We start from the raw sequence: 19,272 nt of genomic DNA on the forward strand, positions 1-19,272 counted from the left end.
CTTGCGGGTTTGCTATGATCACTGCACTGGAAACGATCCAATGGTCAGGCCATTGGTCCAATTTTTAGCACGGGACTTCTCGGTCAACAAGCGGCTTTTTTGCAAGTTGAACCCAGTCGGCGTGCTGTGCGTGAACCGAGCTGAGCCTAGATGCCATTTCAAGTTATTGATAACCAACGTCTTTATCGTCAGATTGCCGACCAGTTGCGGGCCTTGATCGACAGCGGCGAATTTCCTCCTGGCAGCCGTCTACCGGCGGAGCGGGAATTGGCCAAATTGCTGGGGGTGAGTCGCGCCTCGGTGCGGGAGGCGATGATTGCTTTGGAGGTCATCGGCCTGGTGGACGTGCGGGTCGGCAACGGCGTGTTGGTTTGTGAACCGGCGCAACCGAAAATCAGCCAGGAACCGGTGATGGCCCAGGCCACCCGTGACCAATGGAAGGAATTTGATCCGGAGCTGAACCTGCACGTCGACTTCAACGCTGAGATCCCGCCGTTCTCCCTGCTCCAGGCCCGTCGCCTGATCGAGCCGGAAACCGCCGCCTTGGCGGCCAAGCAGGCTACCAACGAAGAACTGGCGGGCATCCGCGAGGCGTTCGAGCGCAACGCCCAGGACAACCGTGACGGTTCCCACACACATCCCGGCGATCGCCTGTTCCATATCCGCATCGCCCAGGCATCGGGCAACCCGGCTTATGCACTGATGATCGCGCACCTGCTGGGACATCGCTACGGCAGCATGTTCCAGCGTTTGCAGGCCCACTACACATCTGACGACATGCCCCATCGCTCCGAAGACGAGCACCGCCGCATCCTCGACGCCCTGGAACAACGGGATGCCGAAGGCGCCCGCCAGGCCATGCGCAAGCATCTGGAGGAAGTGGTACGGATCTTTATGCGGACGGCGCAATGACCCGGTTTTACGATGCGCGCGGCAATATCTATGGGGTGGTCAGCCCGGCCGTGCTGCGTGAGCTGGGCATAGAGTTGCCGGCCACCGCCGACCTGGCCGCCGGCTCTCGACTGGCCTGGGCGCTGGCGGCCATCGCATCCGAGTGCGGCTGGGGCTCGTTGCCGCGCCCGCCGGACGCCAAGGCCCATCGTTGTGACGGCCTGTTGGTGGGGCCGTTTCAGGCCGCGCCGCCATTTGACCTGTTGATCGTCAACACCGACGGCACCTTGGCCGAACGCAGTGGCAATGGCTTGACGATATTTGCCCAGGCGCTGACTGATGAGGGGTTGATGTCCGGGGCGTGTGAGTTGCGAGTCCATCACGATAAGGCGGATGCATTGTCGCCGGTGGTGACAGGGGTCGAGCCTGCACTTCTCGAAGAGGTCCAGGGTTTCTGGCTGGCGCTGGGGCGGCCTGAGTTCGGGCCGTTGGCAGTGGGTGCGCCGTCGCTGGCGCTCAACAGCAGCGGACCGAGCCATGTTCCAGGGCTTTCTAGGCTCAACCCTCTGTGGAATCGCAGTCAGTTTGTACGGGTGGGCAATCCCCATTGCGTGACCTTCGTGCCTGATGCTTCGGCGCTGCCGAGCAATCAGCAGATGCTGCAATCGGGGCTATTTGAGCCGTTGCTGGCTGTCGCCTTCGCACCTCCCGCTGGCGTGGGACGACCTTGTCCGGCCGGGGTCAACCTGCAATGGGTGGCTCGCGAGTCTGACAATCGCCTGATGGCCAGGGTATTCGAGCGTGGTGAAGGGCCCACAGCGTCTTCCGGCACCAGCGCCAGCGCGGTGGCCTGTGCGGCTTGGCATGTGGGCTGGGTTGCGGCAGGAGCGGTGGAGGTGGTCATGCCGGGTGGCACGGCACCTGTTCGGCTTGAGGAGCATGAGGGTGAGTTGAGCAGTGTCAGCCTGTTTGGAACGGCGCGGCGCCAGGGTTTTTGAGGGCTGGACGTTGTATAGGTTATTTCCGATTTAATGAGTGCGCTCAGTTAATTCCTAATAGTTAAGTTTCCAGTGTGAATAACGGCGTAAGACTTTTCCTGTTGTTTAATGCTGGCTACTTGACTGCATTTCTCTGTTTAATAAAAGATACTTCCATCATCGACGTACGAAACTTCTGTTTTATTTTGCAGAGGCCGAATTTCGCCTGAAATAGCTATGATTAACGCCGTCCAGACGCTTTTTATCATCCGTTAATTTCAATGTTTAAACAGCATTGTGCGCGGTTGTATAGGAGGCGTTATTTTGGTTTTGTAATTAATGGCGGGTAACAATGGATGTTTAACGCGTTTGTTGCACCACGTTTCAAACTGATCGTTGCGGGGCTGGCCAATGACTTTCAGGTACTTGCCTTCAAGGGCAGTGAATCCATCAATCAACCTTTTTCCATCCATGTACAGTTGGTCAGCGAAAACCCCTCTCTGGACCTGGAAAGCTTCCTGCACCAGCCCGCTTACCTGGATTTCGGGGACCCTGGTGAAGGCCTTCACGGGCAGATCTACGCCATTGGCCGGGATGAAACGGGTGAGCGGTTAACCCGTTATCACCTGACGCTGGCACCGCGCCTGGCGTATCTCACCCATCGCCGCGACCAACGGATTTTCCAACAGCGCAGCGTGCCGCAAATCATTGCGGCGGTGCTGGAGCAGCACGGCATCCTGGCGGATGCGTATACGTTCGAGCTGGGCCCCGTGGTCTACCCGCCGCGAATACTTTGTGTGCAGTACGGCGAAACCGACCTGTATTTCATCCATCGGTTGTGTGAAGAGGAGGGTATTCATTACCACCTGCGTCATAGCCCGGACGGCCATATGCTGGTGTTCGGTGATGACCAGACGGTGTTCCGCCGGCTGGCGGCGCAGCGTTATCGGCCCAGGGGCGGGCTGGTGGCCGAGCAACGGGTGATCCAGCGGTTTGATGTGCGTCTCTCGACCCGTAGTCGCCAGGTGGTGCGGCGGGACTACGATTTCGAGCACCCGTCCCTGCGCCTGCAGGATCAGGCCGGGCCATTATCCAGTGAGGTTCTTGAGGACTTTTATTGCCCGGCGGGCTTCACCGGCCATCAGCGCGGTGCGCAACTGGCTCGACGCGGGCTGGTGCGGCATCAGCGGGACCGACATCGGGCATTGGGCAAGAGCGATCAGTCGGCGTTGCGCAGCGGGCACTTTCTCCAATTGCAGGATCATCCACAGGCGTCGTGTAACGACCTGTGGCTGGTGACCGGCGTACGCCATGAAGGCTACCAACCCCAAGTGCTGGAGGAGGCGACCGTGGACACCGGCGCTTTCCACGGCTACCGCAACCGATTCACCGCGACGCCTTGGCGTGCGCCTTTGCGTCCACCGCTCAAACACCCCAAGCCGCGTATCAGCGGGAGCCAGACTGCCACCGTCACAGGTCCCGCGGGTGAGGATGTGCATTGCGACCAGCATGGTCGGGTGAAGATTCGCTTCCACTGGGGTCGGGCCGGCAAGGATGACGACAAGAGTAGTTGCTGGGTTCGGGTGGCTTCAGGTTGGGCGGGCGACGGCTTTGGCGCCGTGATGATCCCGCGGGTGGGGATGCAAGTGCTGGTGACCTTTCTGGAGGGCGACCCGGACCAGCCGCTGATCAATGGCTGCCTGCCCAACGCCTGGCAAGCCACGCCTTATCCGTTGCCGCAACACAAGACCCGAAGTGTCTTGCGCACTCGCAGTTCCCCGCCCGGTGGCGCCAATGAATTGCATCTGGAAGATCGCCGTGGCGAGGAGCTTGTCTACCTGCGGGCTCAACGGGATATGGAACAGGTCATCGGCAACGACAGCCGCCTGGTGATCGATGCCGGTGCGCAGTTGAGCTTAAAGGCGGGCGGTGAGCATTTGCTGATTCAGGCGGGGGGCATTTTTAGCAGCCGACCCATTACCTTGGGGGGAACGCCTGACGCTACGCGGTCGGCAACTCCGTTGGCGCCGGGTGATGTAGCGGCGCTGCTCACCTTGCTGCAAACCCCGCAAACCCATTGGGGGTGGTTGGGCAGTCTGGCCGATGATGACTTGGGCGCCGTTATCCGGCATTGGCGTGAACGGTTGTTGGTGGGGCCAGCGGGAAGCCAGGCACTGTACCGTTTTCATGATAATCGTACCTTGGCGCGAGCCTTGGCCCACCTGCCAACCCAGCAATGGCCCGCCTTTCTCGGGCCACTTATCAGCGTGTGTTATTGGCAGGGTGAGCATTGGTGTAGTGCCGACAACCCGATGCCAGGTGAGTATCCGGTGCCTGATCCAGCGCTTTGGCTCAACGTGCCGAACCCTCAGGCCATGACGATTTTGCAGACCAATATTTTGCGATACCTGTTGGCTGAACACAGTGAGGACCTCTCTCGTTTGGCAGAACACCAAGACCCGAAAGTCTGGTTGAACAACGTGCTGGAACAGGCACGTGCCTGGCAGTGGCAAAGCCCGGAACAGCTGGAGTTTCTGGTGGTTCAACGTCTGGCTGAGGCAGTTGGAACAGCGGTAATTCGCTGGCAGTCGATGCCGGGGGAGGTGGCCGTGGATCATTTTCAGCGGGTGGTTGAGCAGTGGCGTCGGTCGCAGAGAGAGAAATGTCATGGGTGAACGGATCACGTTGATCGTAAGACGGATGCTGCTCGTCAGTACTGTGTTTGCTATATCGGGATGTGCATTGAAGCCTGCTGACAGCTTCAATCTGGAGGTCGATCTGCCGGCGAATTTTAGATTCAGAGGCGACGCGGTTTATCGTCCCGCGACAGGCGAGACCTGCACGTTGCCCAAACGTCGGGGCAAGCGGCCGGAGTTCAAGGTTTTCGATACGGCTGGCAAACCGGTAGCTAATCGGGTCAGCTTTGACGTGCCGTTGACGGAGCAGGTGAATGGCTGCCCGTTGGTATTGGGCAGTATTACGTTCGATATTTATGGCAAGTGGGGCGAGCACTGGTCAGCGGTTGGTGGGGATTATGCCTATATCCATGTACTGGATCGGTTGGAGTCTGATATGCCCGCAATGCCTGCGTCTGGTGTTCAAGAGCTGGCGGCGCAGTGTCAGTGGTTGTTTCGGACGTTAGGGCCGTTACACGCGATCAGGAAGATTATGAAATGCAACTCGTTGGACGCGAGCGGGCAATTGCGTATGGGGCGTGCCGGTGGCGTCGTGCAAAGGGAGCCGTTGCGAGGAAGAACGTTAAGGATGGCCTTGGGATTGACTGATCAGGAGCAGCCCGCTGTCGACGACAATTGGGTAGCCGTCCCAGGGGGCTAGAAACGTTGCATGGGGGAAAGTTTGTGTATGCGTACTGCCGTGGCAATACTACAGATTTCAAACTCTTCAAAATGCCGGATGGGCGCATGTGCACCACCTATCCGACGTGTAAAGAATAGGAGCGGCCTCATGAAACAGGATGCATGGAAGCAACCATTTTTCAGCAACAAGATGCCTGCCTGTCCATTGCGAGGGCATTGGGCAAGCTTCTGTGTAGTCGACGAGATGGGGGATGGCAAGGCATATGGCGGTTTGCCTTACCATCTTCAGGATAGCGCCGGGCATCAGTACGCGGGGCGGTTGAATCATGCCGCTCATCTTGCCTGACGGCACTCAGTCCTCTGTCTTGTGGACCCCCGGCTGCGAATCCATCGAGGAGGCAGCCTGCAAACGCGCCTTGCAACTCAACGCAGACATGCCTGACCGAGCCAACCGTCCAGTCCAGCCAGCACTTTATGGTCGCCAGCTACATCCCGGCAGCCTGGGCCACCCTGCGTCGCTGGCAACAAACCCTGGACACCCACGGTACGCTGGTTTACCCATCAGGAGAACCGTGAGCTGTCGCAAGTAGCAAGTATCCCGCCGTAACCGGCTGACGACTGGGGACTGGGAAGGGCGCAAACCCTGGATATCGATTCGATCGTGTAAAGCTACAAAAACTCCACCTGGGCGGGCTGGCGCTTCATCAACACCTTGCCCCCGCGAATCGAGTACAACGGCAATCCCTGGCTGCGAATCACTTCGTAGTCGCTGTCGGCAGAAAGGATCAGCAGGTTGGCCGGACGCCCCGGTTCCAGCCCGTAACGATCCCCCAGTGCCATGGCCTGGGCGCTGTTGTCGGTGACCAGGTCCAGGGCGCTTTGCAGGTTACGGTAGCCGAGCATATGGCAGATGTGCAGCCCGGCTTCGAGCACCCGCAGGATGTTGCCGTTACCCAGTGGATACCAGGGATCGACTATGGAGTCCTGGCCGAAGCAGACATTCATGCCGGCTTCCAGCAATTCGTTGACTCGGGTTACGCCTCGGCGTTTCGGGAAGTTGTCGAAGCGCCCTTGCAAGTGAATGCTTTCGGTGGGGCAGGAGACGAAACTGATACCCGAATGCCCTAGCAGGCGAAACAACTTGGCGCAGTAGGCATTGTCGTAGGAGCCCATCGCCGTCGTATGGCTGGCGGTAACCCGGCTGCCCATGTCTCGGCTGCGGGCCTCTTCGGCCAGTACTTCAAGAAAGCGCGAATGTGGGTCGTCGGTTTCGTCGCAATGCACGTCCACCAGGCAACCGGTGCGCTCGGCCAGGTCCATCAGGAATTTCACCGAGTTGACGCCTTGGTCGCGGGTGTATTCAAAGTGCGGGATACCGCCGACCACATCGGCGCCGAGGCGAATGGCTTCTTCCATCAGTTCGCGGCCGTTGCGGTAGGACTCGATACCTTCCTGGGGAAAGGCGACGATCTGCAGGTCGATCAAGTGCGTGCTTTCCTGGCGCACTTCCAACATGGCCTTCAGCGCGGTCAGGTCCGGGTCGGTGACGTCGATGTGAGTGCGCACATGCTGGATGCCATGGGCGGCCAGGGTCTGGATAGTTTTTTTGGCACGAGTCTTGGTGTCTTCCTGGGTGATGGTGGCCTTGCGTTCGCCCCAGCACTCGATGCCTTCAAACAGTGTGCCACTCATGTTCCAGCGCGGCTCACCAGCGGTGAGGGTGGCATCGAGGTGGATATGCGGCTCGACGAAGGGTGGCACCACCAGGTTGCCGCCGGCATCCAGGTCGTCCGCCCCCAGTGTTGGTGCGGCACCTTGTGGGGTGATGCTGGTGATCCGGCCATGTTCCAGGTGCAGATCATGCAGGCCTTCACGGTTGCGCAGGCGAGCGTTGATGATGTGCATGGGCAAGTTCCTCTTTGGCAAAAAACAATCAGGCGACAGCCGCCAGGGTCAGACTCATACCTGGGCGTCAGCCAACGGTGCGCGTACTCGCAGCAGGGCGGTCAGCACGATATAGGTTGCGGACGCGGCGGCAATCCCCACCAGCGGCGCCACCCATGGTGAGTTGAATGCCAGCACGGTACCAACCGCGTAGGCCGTCAGCCCAGGCCAGTTGAACGCCGGCAGGCGGGCCTCGGCCAAGCGCGGATAGTGGCCACGATAACGGTAGAAAAAGTCGGCCATGATCACCCCGCCAATCGGCGGAATCACCGTGCCCAGCAGAATCAGGTAAGGCACCAGCATGTCGTACATGCCCAGCAGCGCCAGTAGCGTACCGATCACCGCGCCGATCAGGGTCACGGTCTTGCGGCGTCGGGTGCGCAGCAGGTTACAACCGGCGACGGCGAAGTTGTAGATGGTGTTGTCCTGGGTGCTCCAGATATTGAGCAGCAGCATGGCCATTGCCGCCAGGGCAAAACCTTGCAGCAGCAACACTTCCACCACGTCTGGTTGCTGATAGACGATGGCACCATAGGCGCCAATCAGCACCATCAGACCGTTGCCGACAAAGAAGCCAATCAGGCTGGCCAGCACCGCGACCTTGGCCGAGCGGGAAAATCGGGTCCAATTGGTGGCCTGGGTTGCGCCGCTGACAAAGGTGCCGAACACCAGGGTAATGGCCGTGGATAGGCCCAACTCGCCTGTGGGCACCACTGCCAGTAGTCCGTCGAGCCCGCCGACTTTCACCGTGGCGACCCACATCGACAGAAACAGCAGGATGCACATGGCCGGTACCGCGATATACGACAGAATCTCCAGCCCGCGATACCCCACGTAGGCGGTGGCGCAGAACACCATGCCCAATAGCACCATCAATGCCAGTACGCTGCCCTGGCTCAATTCGAAATATTTTCCCAGCACCACGGCGGCGGTGGCGGTGCCCCAGGCGTACCAGCCGATTTGGGTGAAGCCGAGGATCAGGTCACTCAACTTGCTGCCCACTTCGCCGAAGCAGAAGCGCCCCATCAGCACCGAGTTCAAACCGCTCTTGAAGGCGATGTAACCCAAGCCTGCGGCGTAGATGCCCAACAGCAGGTTACCCAGGGCCACGACGCCGAGCATCTGGGTAAAACTGAAGGCCACTCCCAGCTTGCCGCCGGCGAACATGGTCGCGGTAAAAAAGGTGAAACCCAGCAGCACCATGGCCGTGGAGGCAAGGCCTTTGCGCGCGTGCATGGGCACTTCGCTGAGAGGGTAATCGTTGCCCGGTTCTTTCTGCGTCATGTGCCTTTCCCCTGAGTGAGTGACGCAGGCCTGTTGCACCGGTCGTGCCAATTGCGCTGCAGTGAGAGGCGCGCGGTGGGTGATGTGCAGGTTGCACAGTATTTATAGACGGGCAGGGGGAATCGGCGGGAACAGTTGTTCTTTCTGCCCGTTCAGGCGCGAAAGCGGTGCGTCGGTGATACAAATTGGATCACCGCTAGTTGCCTCAATCGAAGAGGGTGTGAGTCGTCTCTCCGCGATGAAACGCAAACGCTGCCTCAAGATCACTTTCAATGGTCCTGCCCCGTGACAGTGGCGGCAGGTCATCCAGACTGAAGAAGCCGACATCCGTGGTCTCGAAACCGGCCATCGGTGCGGCCTGATCGATTCGCTCACAGAGAAAGTACAGCTTGTAGAAGTCCCGCACATCGGGCCGGTACAAGCCTTTGGCTTTATGGGTAACGCTGTACAGCGACCGTACGGTGACGGTCAAGCCAGCCTCTTCACGGATTTCCTTGATGACGTTTTCAGCGGCCGACAAACCGATATCGGCATAGCCACCGGGCAATGCCCAGCAGCCGTCGGTCAGTTCCCGCACCAGCAGGATACGGTCGCCCTCGATCACCGCACCACGCACATCGATCATCGGCGTTGAATAGCGCTGGGCGAAGTCCGAGACCAGCCCGGTGATGCGCTCTAGCGGCAAGTTACCCAGTTGCGCCAGCATGCTGTGGGCAATATGAGCGATTTCTTCCAGGCGCTCACGCTCGAAGTCATCCTTGCAAAAGTGCAACCCTGTTGAGGCCAATGCTTGCAGGCGTTTGGCCTGAGCCAGCCAGGTGTTTTCCATGGTGGGGTCCTTGAATGCGGGGAAGTCCCGTTTTAATCACTGCTGGCCTGTGGAGCAAGGCCAGCAGGCATAAAAAAACCACCTATAAAGGTGGTTTTTCACAACGCTGGCTTATTCGCCGTGATAGATGCAGCCACTGGTGCATGTTTCATGAATCCGAATCGCGCTAAGTTCCGGCAGCAACGGTTTCAACTCATTCCAGATCCACTTGGCCAGCACTTCACTGGTTGGGTTTTCGAGGCCTGGAATGTCGTTGAGGTAGTTGTGGTCGAGGCGCTCGTAGAGAGGCTTGAAAATCGCCTTGATCTCCGAGAAGTCGCGGATCCAGCCGGTATGCGGGTCGAGGTCGCCGCTCAGGTGGATGGCCACCTTGAACGAGTGGCCGTGCAGGCGCCCGCATTTGTGGCCTTCGGGCACGTGAGGCAGGCGGTGGGCGGACTCGAAGGTAAATTCTTTAAAAATTTCCACAGTGTTTTTCAGCTCGGTCAGGTGTCTGGCAGGCGGCGAGTTTAACAGCTTGATCCGGCGCAGGGCACACCGGCTGATCAGAGGGGCGTCAGGCGTTCACCCAATTGTCCGCTATCGGCCAACGCCAGAAACTCATCGCCCAATCGACGGCTTTCGCTCATTGCCGCTTGCCAGTATTTGTTGCGGCTCGCGTCATCGCCCATGAAACGCTTGAAGTCGCTACGGTCTGGCAGTTTGCCGTGGGGCAAGCGGGCCAGGTATTCCCTCGACGGCGACAGTAGCAATACATTCTGTAGACCCTGTTGACTGCCACGTCGCCAAGGCAGGCCCTTGTCGAACCAGCCGGGGATGACCCGGTCGGTGAAGTGCGGGTACAGCACGATGTCATCGCCCTGGTAGGGCAGGTCGAGGTGGTAGTCCAGCAGGCCGCCGTCGCGGTAGGTTCCGGCACCGGCCCCCGGCAGGTCGCGCACCCCTTGCATGACCATCGGGATCGAGCCGGACGCCAGCAGCGCCTGGCGCAGGTTGCCCGTGTCCAGGTCGAGAAAACGCGAGGGGAAATCCTTGAGCGGGTGCAGCGGCGGCGCCTGGCGGGGGTCGTGGATGATCAGCCGCTCAAAGTGTCGTGACAGCCGTGCACGGCCTCGCAGGTTGTCGGCAATCACCGATGACAACCCGAGGCCCAGGCGGCCACGGTGATCGTCGGCCAGCAAGCCATGGCTTTTGACCACGACGATGTTCAGGCGATAGAGGGGGTTGGTCAGCAGCGTTGCATCGCGCCCGGCCAGCAGATCATCGAGCATGCGCTGGCAGCTCTGGCTGACCTCGGCCATGGTCACGCCCTTGGCAAAACGCTGTTCGTTGTACAAGCGGCCAAGGTCAAGCAGGCCTTGCACCGGGTCAGGCAGGCAGGCGCTGGCAAAGCGCCAGGAGCCGATGGACGCGCCGATCAGTGAGCGCTCCCGGGGTTCCCGTGCCAGCCAGTCACCGAACAGCGCCAGGTCCAGGCCCTGGATGCCCAGGGCTTTCGGGCCACCCGCCGCGCCGGGGAGAATGCCGACATCAATCGGCTTAAAACCTTGTTCACGAATGCGCGAAAAGGCGCGCTTGCCGGCCTTGAGCGTGAGGGCTGGAAACTTGATGTGAATAGCGGTCATACCGTTCTCTTTTGACGCGAGCAGGGCAGTATAGAAAATCTCGCACGCTTGAGGGCAAGGTGTTTAGGATAATTGCCATGGTGGCAATTCAGTTTCAGTTAAGTTGCAGGCGTTACCGTGAGCGTCGTAGGAAAAATATCCTGAAACGGAGACGCACCATGAAAAAACTCACAGCTTTAGTTGCCACCAGTATCATCGCTCTCACCGCTAGCCTGGCCCAGGCCCGCGACCTGGGGCCGGATGAGGCGTTGAAACTGCGCGACGCTGGTACCATTGTGTCTTTCGAGAAGCTCAATGCCACGGCACTGGCCAAGCATCCCGGAGCGACGGTGACCGAAACCGAGCTTGAAGAGGAGTACGGCAAGTACCTTTATCAGGTTGAACTGCGCGATGCCCAGGGCATTGAGTGGGATCTGGAATTGGACGCCGTCACTGGGGTTGTTCTCAAGGATCATCAGGATACGTAATGAAGGTAAATCTACGCACCAGCAGTCGAGTGGCACTGGTGCTCCTGGCTTTTTGCTCGGTGGTAGCTGCCCGGGACCTGGGCCAGGACGAAGCGCTGCACCTGCGCCAGAAGGGCGAAATCGCACCCCTTGAGCACCTGTTGGGGCCAGCCATGGCGCGCTATCCGGGTGCCAAGCTGCTGGATGCGGAGCTGGAGGAGCACAAGGATCGCTCGGTGCGCTATATCTATGAAATCGAACTGTTGACCGTCGACGGTGTGGTGCGCGAGATCGAACTCGACGCCAACACCGGTCAAGTGCTTAAAGACAAGGAAGATGACTGATGCGCCTGCTTCTGGTGGAAGACCACGTCCCGCTGGCCGATGAACTGATGGCAGGGCTCAACCGCCAAGGCTATGCGGTGGACTGGCTGGCGGACGGGCGCGATGCGGTCTATCAGGGCCGTAGCGAACCTTACGACCTGATCATCCTCGACCTCGGCCTGCCGGGTTTGCCCGGGCTTGAAGTGTTGGCCCAATGGCGCGCCGCCGCGCTGGCCACCCCGGTGCTGATCCTTACCGCTCGTGACTCCTGGGCCGAACGCATCGAAGGGCTCAAGGCCGGCGCCGATGACTATTTGAGCAAACCATTCCACCCTGAAGAGTTGTACCTGCGCATCCAGGCCCTGCTGCGCCGCTCCCATGGCCAGCCTAACCAGCCGACCTTGCAGGCGGCCGGCTTGCACCTGGACGAAGGCCGTCAGTGCGTCATCCGCGACGGTGAAGAGATTCAACTGACCGCCGCCGAGTTCCGGTTATTGCGCTATTTCATGTTGCACCCCGAACAGATTCTTTCGAAAAGCCACCTGGCCGAGCATCTGTACGACGGTGAGACCGAACGCGATTCCAACGTGCTGGAAGTCCACGTCAACCATCTGCGCCGCAAGCTGGGCCGCAGCGTGATCGAAACCCGGCGCGGCCAGGGCTACCGTTTTGGCGCCGCCCCAACGTGAAATCCATCCAGCGGCGGTTGAGCCTGGGACTGATCAGCGTGATGGTGATCGTAGGCCTGGTGCTGGCGCAGACCAGTCTGTGGCTGTTCGAAGTGGGTTTGCAGCGTTACCTCGAATCAGGGCTGCGCAACGACAGTGAGAACCTGTTGGTGGCACTGGTCCGCGGACCCAACGGCGTACAGCTGGATGAGCAGCGCTTGTCTGCGGCCTATCAGCGGCCGTTTTCCGGGCACTATTTCCGTATCGACTTTAGTAACACTCATTGGCGCTCTCGCTCACTGTGGGATCAGGAGTTGCCGCAACTGCCCCAGGCCGGTCTCAAGGGCAACCTGCAACTGGGGCCAGAAGGTCAGCAACTGCTGGTGTTGCGTTCGGACTACAAGCGTTTTGGCCAGTCGATTTCCATCAGCGTGGCCCAGGACTACACACCGGTCAGGGAAAGCTTTCGCTTAATGCGCCAGGTCGGCCTGGTGCTGGGATTGGCGGCGTTGCTGCTGATCCTGATCCTGCAACGGGTCACCGTGCGCCGGGCCTTGCGCCCACTGGAAACCGCCCGCGAACAGATCGCCCAACTGCAACAAGGCCAGCGCTCGCAACTGGACACACAGGTGCCGGTGGAACTGGAGCCGCTGGTGGCACAGATCAACCATCTGCTGGCCCACACCGAAGACAGCCTCAAACGTTCACGCAATGCCCTGGGCAATCTAGGTCATGCCTTGAAAACCCCTCTGGCGGTACTGCTGAGTGTGGCCTCCAGCGAACAGCTCAAGGACCATCCACAGTTGAGCAAGCTGTTGCGTGAGCAGCTGGAGCAGGTGCAGCAACGGCTCAACCGCGAACTCAATCGCGCGCGGCTGGCCGGGGAGACCTTGCCGGGCGCGTTGTTTGATTGCGATGGAGAATTGCCGGGATTGCTGGCGACCCTGAATATGATCCACGGCGAGCATCTGGACTTGAGCTATCACGTTCGTCCTGGTCTGCAATTGCCGTGGGACCGCGAGGACTTGCTGGAGCTGCTTGGCAACCTGCTGGACAACGCCTGCAAATGGGCGGATGTCGAGATACGCTTGAGCATCGTTGAAACTGCGCAAGGCTTTAGTCTGAGCGTCGAGGATGATGGGCCTGGCATTCCCGAGGCCCAGCGTGATCAGGTCTTCAGCCGTGGCACGCGACTGGATGAGCAGACCGCCGGCCACGGGCTGGGCCTGGGGATCGTGCGGGATATCGTCGAGGTGTGGGATGGGACATTGCAGTTGCAGGAGAGCGCGTTGGGCGGGTTGAAGGTGGTGATCGAATTGCCCCGCCGTCATGTCTGAAGGCCTGCAACAATGTGCAGCTACCCATAGCTATCGCAGACAAACCACACTGGATTGTCATCGAACGGGCGATGACGCCAGTGCCTCAAACCTTGAACTGATCCATCAACCCCTGCTGCTGATTGGCCAGGCTGTTCAACGCCTGGCTAACCCGCGCCGACTCGTTGGCCTGCTCGGACAACGACTCGGTCACATCGCGAATAGTCGCCACGTTGCTGTTGATCTCCTCGGCCACGGCACTTTGCTCCTCGGCGGCGCTGGCAATCTGCAGGTTCATATCGCTGATCACCGTCACCGCCTCGCCGATCTGGCGTAAGGCCGTGACCGCCTGGCCTACCTGTTCGACACTGCCCTGGGCCTGGCGATGGCTGTTGCTCATGGAGCCAACCACCTCTTGGGTACCGTTCTGCAATTGCTCAATCACCAGGCGAGTTTCCTCCACCGACTCCTGGGTACGCCGGGCTAAGTTGCGCACTTCATCGGCAACCACCGCAAAACCACGACCTGCCTCACCGGCACGTGCGGCTTCGATGGCCGCGTTGAGCGCCAGCAGGTTGGTCTGTTCGGCGATGGCGCGGATCACTTCCAGCACCGAACCGATCTTCTCGCTGTTGGCGGCCAGGCCCTCGACTTGAGCCATCGCCGTGCTCATGTCGGCGGCCAGATGCCCGATGCTGGTGGTGGTACGGTCAATCACGGTCAAGCCTTCGCGGGTGGCCTTATCGGCATCGCGGGCGGCCTGTGCTGCCTGGGCGGCGCTGCGGGCGACGTCCTGGGCGGTGGCGCTCATCTCGTGGGAGGCGGTGGCCACCTGATCGACCTGGCGGTATTGCTGCTCCATGCCGGCGCTGGTCTGGGTGGCAATGGCGGCGGACTGGTCGGCGGTGCCGCGTGCGTCCTGCACCGAACGCTTGACCTCGGCGATGATCGGTTGAAGTTTGTCGAGGAAACGGTTGAACCAGCCGGCCAGCTCACCGAGTTCATCCCGCTTGTCGTAGGCCAGGCGCCGGGTAAGGTCGCCTTCGCCGCTGGCAATGTCTTCCAGCATGCGCGCCACGCCAAGGATTGGCCGGGTCACGCTGCGGGCCATCAGCCACACCAGCAACAGGCCGACCACCGCTGCCAAGAGGCCCAGGCCCAGTTCCAGCAGGGTGCCCTTGGTGTTATCAGCGTCCAGTTCGGCCTTTAGGGCTTCGGCGGGACCGATCAGAACTTTTTCCGGCACGTTCAGCAACACGCCCCAGGGCTTGCCGTCGGGAATCGGTTGGAAGGGCGCCAGCACCTTGAGTTGATGGTCGGTGCGCAGGCTATGTGTCTGGGCGCCGGCGGCCAGTGCGCTGATCAGTTGCGCGCCGCTGGCGGTGTCAACGCTGTCCAGGCGCTGGCTGAGTTTGCTGGCGTCCGGGCTGTAGCCGGCCAGCAGGCCCACCGGGCTGATGATGCTGACGTTGGTCTGGCCGTTATAAAGCTTCTGGCTGGCGCGTTGGCTGATTGTCTGCAGGCTGTTGAGGTTGATATCTACCGACAGCGAGGCGATGACTTTGCCGTCCACCATCAACGGGAAGACGATGCTGGTCATCAGCACGTTTTGCCCATCGATCACATAGAAGTAGGGCTCGATTACACACGGCTTGAGGGTGTTGCGTGGGCAGGTGAACCAGGCGTTGGCCTTTTCGCCGCTGGGTCCGACACTGGTGTCGGACATGTCGCTTTCGGGAAGCGGCATGGAGGTCAATGTGCCGGGTGTTGGCTGTGACCAGTAGAGGGCGAATCGACCTTTTTCGTTGCTGCCCAGATCTTTCTGGCCGGTAAACAGTTCGTCCTTGCCATCCAGCGCATTGGCCTCGAACACCAGGGACAGGCCCAGCAGGTCCGGGTTGGCTTGCAGCGCCGCCTTGACCTGGCGGGTCAGGTCTTCGCGCAGGTCGAAGGCATCCAGGAAGCGCTTCTCGGCTTGTTCGCGCAGGAACAGTACCTGACGGGAAAACCCGTGACCGTACTGATAGGCGTCCATGAATTGCTGGCGAATGCCCAGCGCCTGCACTTCACCCTGGGCCTCGATACGGGCCTGGGCCGCGACGTCGAGCATCTCCATGCTGGAGGCTTTGACCCGCTGGGAACTCTGCTCCATGCGATACAGCGAAAGACCCACCAGCAGGGTCACGATCCCCAGCAGGCAAAGGCCGGCCAGGAGGGTGATTTTCCATTGAATGGACAGCTGTCTGAGCGACATGGAGATCCTTAACCTTCGTTACGGCAGAGATGATTAACTGTATCGGCGGCTCGGGTTTTTTCTTTATTCATACGCCCAATTGAATCGCTGCCAGCGACGTCGCTCTTTGACATGCTGCTCCACCTGCTGCAAAGTGCGCGCCCTCTAATAAAACTCCCTTTTTGCTTCCCTTCCGGCAGCCGTTCTCGACGGTAGCCAGGGCGGATGTGTGCCGTTTGTTGCTGTTTTTTATGTTTTCTGTCTTGAGGTAACCATGATAAATGCAGTCATTGCCGCGGTCGGCACCATGCTGGTGCTCAGCCTGTCCCGTGTGCATGTGGTCATCGCGATCATTGTCGGCGCCCTGGTGGGCGGCTTGACCGGTGGGCTGGGTATCGATGCGACGCTGAAGGCGTTCAACAGCGGCCTGGGCGGCGGCGCCACGGTGGCGTTGTCCTACGCCTTGCTCGGTGCTTTCGCGGTGGCGATTGCCAAGTCTGGCCTGGCCCACGCCTTGGCGGACAAGGCCCTGCTGCTGGTGGATCGCCAGGAAGCCAACGGTGGCAACCACGTCAAATGGGTACTGATCGGCCTGCTCTGGGCGGTGGCCATCGCCTCGCAGAACATCCTGCCGATTCATATCGCCTTTATCCCGCTGCTGGTGCCGCCGCTTCTATATGTGCTGACCAAGCTGCAACTGGACCGCCGCCTGATTGCCTGCGTCATGACCTTCGGTCTGATCACCCCCTATATGTTCCTGCCCGTGGGTTTCGGCAATATCTTCCTCAACCAGATCCTGCTGGCCAACGTTGCCAAGAGCGGGGTGGACATCAGTCAGGTCAACGTCACCCACGCCATGGGTATTCCGGCACTGGGCATGGTGTTCGGGCTGCTGGTGGCGGTGTTTATCAGCTACCGCAAGAAACGCGTGTACGACCTGGAGAAAATCGAGCGGGTCGAGCAGGTCGTCGTGCAATACAACCCGTTGACTCTATTGGTGGCCGGCCTGGCGATTGCCTCTGCGTTCATTATCCAGTTGTGGCTGGATTCGATGATCATCGGCGCCCTGGCCGGGTTCCTGATCTTCTCGGTGTCGGGCATCGTGCGCTGGCGTGACACTGACGATCTGTTCACCGAAGGCATGAAGATGATGGCGATGATCGGCTTCATCATGATCGCCGCGTCGGGTTTTGCCGAAGTGCTCAAGGCCACCGGCGAAGTGCAGACCCTGGTGCAAGCGTCCGCCGCCTTCATCGGCAATAGTCGTGGTGTGGGCGCCTTACTGATGTTGCTGGTCGGGCTGCTGGTGACCATGGGCATCGGCTCGTCGTTCTCCACGGTGCCGATCCTTGCTGCGATTTTCGTGCCGCTGTGTGTGCAGCTGGGGTTCAGCCCGCTGGCGATCGTTTGCATCGTCGGTACGGCCGGCGCCCTGGGCGATGCCGGTTCGCCAGCCTCAGACTCGACACTGGGCCCGACCTCGGGCTTGAACATCGACGGCCAGCATCACCATATCTGGGACACCGTGGTGCCGACGTTCCTGCACTACAACCTGCCGTTGCTGGCGTTTGGCTGGTTTGCCGCGATGACCTTGTGACGTTGAATTGTCTTGTGGCGATCCGACAAGCCCGCTCGCCACAACAAGCTCGCGCCTACAGTTTTATCCCCTCAGGCCGTTAACCCTCTTACGTCGCCCCTATACGAGAGAGAAAAGCCATGCGCCTTAGCCTGAAGGCCAAAGTACTGTCCCTCGCAGTACTGCCCGTTCTGTTGTTTGCCGTGGTCATCAGCCTGACCACGGTGTGGATTCTCCAGGAGCAAGCCCGTAACGAGGTCGAAGAAACCCGTCAGAACTTACTCAATGACGCCAAGGTCACCCTGCAGAGTTATGTCGAGGTGGCAATGACTACCATCAAACCGCTCTACGATGCCGCCGCCCCAGGCGACACGGCCGCGCGGGCGCAGGTGGTCAAGCTGCTGTCGAACACCCGCTACGGCAAGGATGGCTACTTCTTTGGCTACGACTCCGAAACCATTCGCCTGTTCAAGGGAAACAGCCCTGAGGGCGTTGGCAAAAGCTTCAAGGACAACCGGGACCCCAACGGCGTCTACGTCAATCGTGACCTGGTAAAAGTGGGCAAGGATGGCACGCATTACCTGCAATACAGTTCGACGCAGCCTGGGCAAACGGCCTTGGTGCCCAAACTCGGCTACACCGAATACTTGCCCAAGTGGGACATGGTCATCGGTACCGCGGTCAATCTGGATGGCATCGAGGCTCAGGTCGCCGAGGTCGAGGTCAAGGTTCATGAGCGCATGGAAGGCGTACTGATGAGCATCATCGGCATCGCCGTGGTGGTGCTGTTGGTGATCGCTGCTGTCGGCATGCTGGTGGCCAATACCATCCTGCGGCCGCTACACCTGATGAAAGTCAACCTTGACGACATCGCCGCCGGCGAAGGTGACTTGACCCGTCGCCTGGAAATCACCAGCCAGGATGAGCTTGGAGAGTTGGCGGGTTCGTTCAACTGTTTTGTCGACAAGATCCACGGTCTGGTGCGCCAGATCACCGAAATGACCTCGCAACTCACTGGCCTTGTCAGCCAGGTCTCCGATCAGGCTCATCGCTCGGAACAGGCGATGGAGCGTCAACGTCACGAGACTGACCAAGTGGCGACGGCTATCAATGAAATGTCCTCGGCGGCCCATGAGGTGGCCCGCAGTGCCCAGGGTGCGGCAGTAGCGGCGCAACAGACCGACGCCGAAGGCCAGGCTGCCAAGCGTGTGGTGGACGGCAGCATTGCGCAGATCCATGCGCTGGTGAATGACATCCGCAGCAGCGGCGTGTCCCTGGACAGCCTGCAGCAGGACGTTTCGTCGATTGTCAGCGTGCTCGGGGTGATTCGCTCGATTGCCGATCAGACCAATCTGCTGGCCCTCAACGCCGCCATCGAAGCGGCCCGCGCGGGTGAAGCCGGTCGTGGTTTTGCGGTGGTGGCCGATGAGGTGCGGGCCTTGGCCAGCCGCACCCAGCAAAGCACCCAGGAAATCCAGGGCATGATCGACCGCCTGCAAAAGGGCACCGAGGCGGCCGTGGAAGCCATGCGCCGCTCCAGCGATGCTGGCGATGGCACCTCGGCCCAGGCCAACGAAGCCGGTGCGTCTCTGGACGCCATGGCCCAGTTGATCGGCACCATTAACTCAATGAACGCGCAGATCGCCAGCGCCGCCGAAGAGCAGACTGCCGTAGCCGAAGAGATCAACCGCAGCGTGCATCAGATTGCCGTGGCGGTGGACAGCGTGGCGGATGAGACTCAGCTGGGCGCGCAGACGTCCCGTAGCCTTGCTGATCTGGGGCAGCGGCTGGGCAAGTTGGTGGGGCAGTTCAGAATCTGATTCAGGCGATGAGGCGCCTATAC

General features: G+C 60.2%; 17 protein-coding genes and 3 pseudogenes. 13 read left to right on the forward strand and 7 right to left on the reverse strand.

Features of this window, described 5'->3' with window-relative positions; genetic code table 11:
• Positions 1-150: 150 nt before the first annotated feature.
• The 7 genes and pseudogenes from AAEZ06_RS19610 to AAEZ06_RS19640 all read left to right on the forward strand — a co-directional run.
• Entirely contained in the window at positions 151-912 is a 762-nt protein-coding gene (locus tag AAEZ06_RS19610; RefSeq protein ID WP_149413135.1) for a FadR/GntR family transcriptional regulator, read from the forward strand.
• A complete protein-coding gene (locus AAEZ06_RS19615) occupies positions 909-1,889 on the forward strand; it encodes a diaminopimelate epimerase (protein WP_350615769.1) in 981 nt (326 codons plus the stop codon). The genes AAEZ06_RS19610 and AAEZ06_RS19615 overlap by 4 nt, the downstream gene beginning before the upstream one ends.
• A 335-nt stretch (positions 1,890-2,224) precedes the next feature.
• A pseudogene (tssI, locus tag AAEZ06_RS19620) lies at positions 2,225-3,889 on the forward strand (type VI secretion system tip protein TssI/VgrG); the annotation flags it as partial.
• A gap of 33 nt (positions 3,890-3,922) precedes the next feature.
• The gene (locus AAEZ06_RS19625) at positions 3,923-4,543 is read left to right on the forward strand and encodes a DUF4123 domain-containing protein (RefSeq protein WP_256667226.1); all 621 of its coding nucleotides are present in this window, start codon (positions 3,923-3,925) and stop codon (positions 4,541-4,543) included.
• Positions 4,536-5,204 (forward strand): hypothetical protein, encoded by a 669-nt coding sequence (locus AAEZ06_RS19630; RefSeq protein WP_371923890.1) that lies wholly within the window; start codon positions 4,536-4,538, stop codon positions 5,202-5,204. Before AAEZ06_RS19625 ends, AAEZ06_RS19630 begins: the two co-directional genes overlap by 8 nt.
• 129 nt (positions 5,205-5,333) lie before the next feature.
• On the forward strand, positions 5,334-5,531 hold the full coding sequence (locus AAEZ06_RS19635; RefSeq protein WP_149413132.1) for a hypothetical protein: 198 nt from the start codon (positions 5,334-5,336) through the stop codon (positions 5,529-5,531).
• Positions 5,512-5,740, forward strand: a pseudogene (locus AAEZ06_RS19640) (lipase family protein); the annotation flags it as partial. The gene AAEZ06_RS19635 and the pseudogene AAEZ06_RS19640, both read left to right, overlap by 20 nt.
• Before the next feature lie 114 nt (positions 5,741-5,854).
• On the opposite strand, the gene codA reads toward AAEZ06_RS19640, so the two are convergent.
• From codA to AAEZ06_RS19665, 5 genes are all read right to left on the reverse strand, one after another.
• The gene (gene codA / locus AAEZ06_RS19645; protein ID WP_149413131.1) at positions 5,855-7,090 is read right to left on the reverse strand and encodes a cytosine deaminase; all 1,236 of its coding nucleotides are present in this window, start codon (positions 7,088-7,090) and stop codon (positions 5,855-5,857) included.
• Positions 7,091-7,144: 54 nt separating this feature from the next.
• The gene (gene codB / locus AAEZ06_RS19650) at positions 7,145-8,413 is read right to left on the reverse strand and encodes a cytosine permease (protein WP_350615772.1); all 1,269 of its coding nucleotides are present in this window, start codon (positions 8,411-8,413) and stop codon (positions 7,145-7,147) included.
• A gap of 205 nt (positions 8,414-8,618) precedes the next feature.
• Entirely contained in the window at positions 8,619-9,242 is a 624-nt protein-coding gene (locus AAEZ06_RS19655) for an NUDIX hydrolase (RefSeq protein ID WP_149494035.1), read from the reverse strand.
• 111 nt (positions 9,243-9,353) lie between these two features.
• Positions 9,354-9,710, reverse strand: coding sequence for a 6-carboxytetrahydropterin synthase QueD (gene queD, locus AAEZ06_RS19660; protein ID WP_019692825.1), 357 nt, complete (start codon positions 9,708-9,710; stop codon positions 9,354-9,356).
• Between the two features lie 77 nt (positions 9,711-9,787).
• Positions 9,788-10,867 (reverse strand): patatin-like phospholipase domain-containing protein, encoded by a 1,080-nt coding sequence (locus tag AAEZ06_RS19665; RefSeq protein WP_350615775.1) that lies wholly within the window; start codon positions 10,865-10,867, stop codon positions 9,788-9,790.
• Positions 10,868-11,025: 158 nt separating this feature from the next.
• Between AAEZ06_RS19665 and AAEZ06_RS19670 the strand changes: the two genes are divergently transcribed.
• Genes AAEZ06_RS19670 through AAEZ06_RS19685 form a run of 4 tightly spaced genes read left to right on the forward strand, consistent with a single transcriptional unit; the run spans position 11,026 to position 13,641 of the window.
• Positions 11,026-11,334, forward strand: coding sequence for a PepSY domain-containing protein (locus AAEZ06_RS19670; RefSeq protein WP_133100444.1), 309 nt, complete (start codon positions 11,026-11,028; stop codon positions 11,332-11,334).
• Positions 11,334-11,657: a PepSY domain-containing protein gene (locus AAEZ06_RS19675; protein WP_133100443.1), complete on the forward strand. Its 324-nt coding sequence runs from the start codon at positions 11,334-11,336 to the stop codon at positions 11,655-11,657. Before AAEZ06_RS19670 ends, AAEZ06_RS19675 begins: the two co-directional genes overlap by 1 nt.
• Complete coding sequence (locus AAEZ06_RS19680) at positions 11,657-12,325, forward strand: response regulator transcription factor (protein ID WP_149413127.1); 669 nt, start codon at positions 11,657-11,659, stop codon at positions 12,323-12,325. Before AAEZ06_RS19675 ends, AAEZ06_RS19680 begins: the two co-directional genes overlap by 1 nt.
• Positions 12,322-13,641 carry a sensor histidine kinase gene (locus AAEZ06_RS19685; protein ID WP_350615778.1) on the forward strand — a complete coding sequence of 440 codons (1,320 nt, stop codon included), beginning with the start codon at positions 12,322-12,324 and terminating at the stop codon, positions 13,639-13,641. The genes AAEZ06_RS19680 and AAEZ06_RS19685 overlap by 4 nt, the downstream gene beginning before the upstream one ends.
• Before the next feature lie 85 nt (positions 13,642-13,726).
• Here AAEZ06_RS19685 and AAEZ06_RS28625 read toward each other — a convergent pair whose 3' ends face one another.
• Together AAEZ06_RS28625 and AAEZ06_RS28630 are read right to left on the reverse strand one after the other, a co-directional pair.
• Positions 13,727-14,482, reverse strand: coding sequence for a methyl-accepting chemotaxis protein (locus AAEZ06_RS28625; RefSeq protein WP_371923891.1), 756 nt, complete (start codon positions 14,480-14,482; stop codon positions 13,727-13,729).
• A 102-nt stretch (positions 14,483-14,584) separates the two neighbouring features.
• A pseudogene (locus AAEZ06_RS28630) lies at positions 14,585-15,874 on the reverse strand (cache domain-containing protein); the annotation flags it as partial.
• 256 nt (positions 15,875-16,130) lie between these two features.
• On the opposite strand from AAEZ06_RS28630, the gene AAEZ06_RS19695 reads away from it, so the two are divergent.
• Complete coding sequence (locus tag AAEZ06_RS19695; RefSeq protein WP_350615860.1) at positions 16,131-17,450, forward strand: Na+/H+ antiporter family protein; 1,320 nt, start codon at positions 16,131-16,133, stop codon at positions 17,448-17,450.
• Between the two features lie 119 nt (positions 17,451-17,569).
• Positions 17,570-19,249: a methyl-accepting chemotaxis protein CtpM gene (gene ctpM / locus AAEZ06_RS19700; RefSeq protein WP_350615782.1), complete on the forward strand. Its 1,680-nt coding sequence runs from the start codon at positions 17,570-17,572 to the stop codon at positions 19,247-19,249.
• The last annotated feature ends 23 nt before the right edge of the window (positions 19,250-19,272 follow it).

Origin of the sequence: Pseudomonas sp. HY7a-MNA-CIBAN-0227 (assembly GCF_040310325.1) — a bacterium.
GTDB lineage: Bacteria > Pseudomonadota > Gammaproteobacteria > Pseudomonadales > Pseudomonadaceae > Aquipseudomonas.

Excerpts from the sequence above, each read along its gene's own strand:
- AAEZ06_RS28625 (WP_371923891.1), bottom strand. The coding sequence starts at position 14,482 with ATGGAGCAGCAATACCGCCAGGTCGATCAGGTGGCCACCGCCTCCCAC.
- AAEZ06_RS19615 (WP_350615769.1), top strand. The coding sequence starts at position 909 with ATGACCCGGTTTTACGATGCGCGCGGCAATATCTATGGGGTGGTCAGC.
- AAEZ06_RS19665 (WP_350615775.1), bottom strand. The coding sequence starts at position 10,867 with ATGACCGCTATTCACATCAAGTTTCCAGCCCTCACGCTCAAGGCCGGC.
- ctpM (WP_350615782.1), top strand. The coding sequence starts at position 17,570 with ATGCGCCTTAGCCTGAAGGCCAAAGTACTGTCCCTCGCAGTACTGCCC.
- AAEZ06_RS19630 (WP_371923890.1), top strand. The coding sequence starts at position 4,536 with ATGGGTGAACGGATCACGTTGATCGTAAGACGGATGCTGCTCGTCAGT.
- codA (WP_149413131.1), bottom strand. The coding sequence starts at position 7,090 with ATGCACATCATCAACGCTCGCCTGCGCAACCGTGAAGGCCTGCATGAT.
- AAEZ06_RS19675 (WP_133100443.1), top strand. The coding sequence starts at position 11,334 with ATGAAGGTAAATCTACGCACCAGCAGTCGAGTGGCACTGGTGCTCCTG.
- AAEZ06_RS19670 (WP_133100444.1), top strand. The coding sequence starts at position 11,026 with ATGAAAAAACTCACAGCTTTAGTTGCCACCAGTATCATCGCTCTCACC.
- AAEZ06_RS19635 (WP_149413132.1), top strand. The coding sequence starts at position 5,334 with ATGAAACAGGATGCATGGAAGCAACCATTTTTCAGCAACAAGATGCCT.
- codB (WP_350615772.1), bottom strand. The coding sequence starts at position 8,413 with ATGACGCAGAAAGAACCGGGCAACGATTACCCTCTCAGCGAAGTGCCC.
- AAEZ06_RS19655 (WP_149494035.1), bottom strand. The coding sequence starts at position 9,242 with ATGGAAAACACCTGGCTGGCTCAGGCCAAACGCCTGCAAGCATTGGCC.
- AAEZ06_RS19610 (WP_149413135.1), top strand. The coding sequence starts at position 151 with ATGCCATTTCAAGTTATTGATAACCAACGTCTTTATCGTCAGATTGCC.
- AAEZ06_RS19680 (WP_149413127.1), top strand. The coding sequence starts at position 11,657 with ATGCGCCTGCTTCTGGTGGAAGACCACGTCCCGCTGGCCGATGAACTG.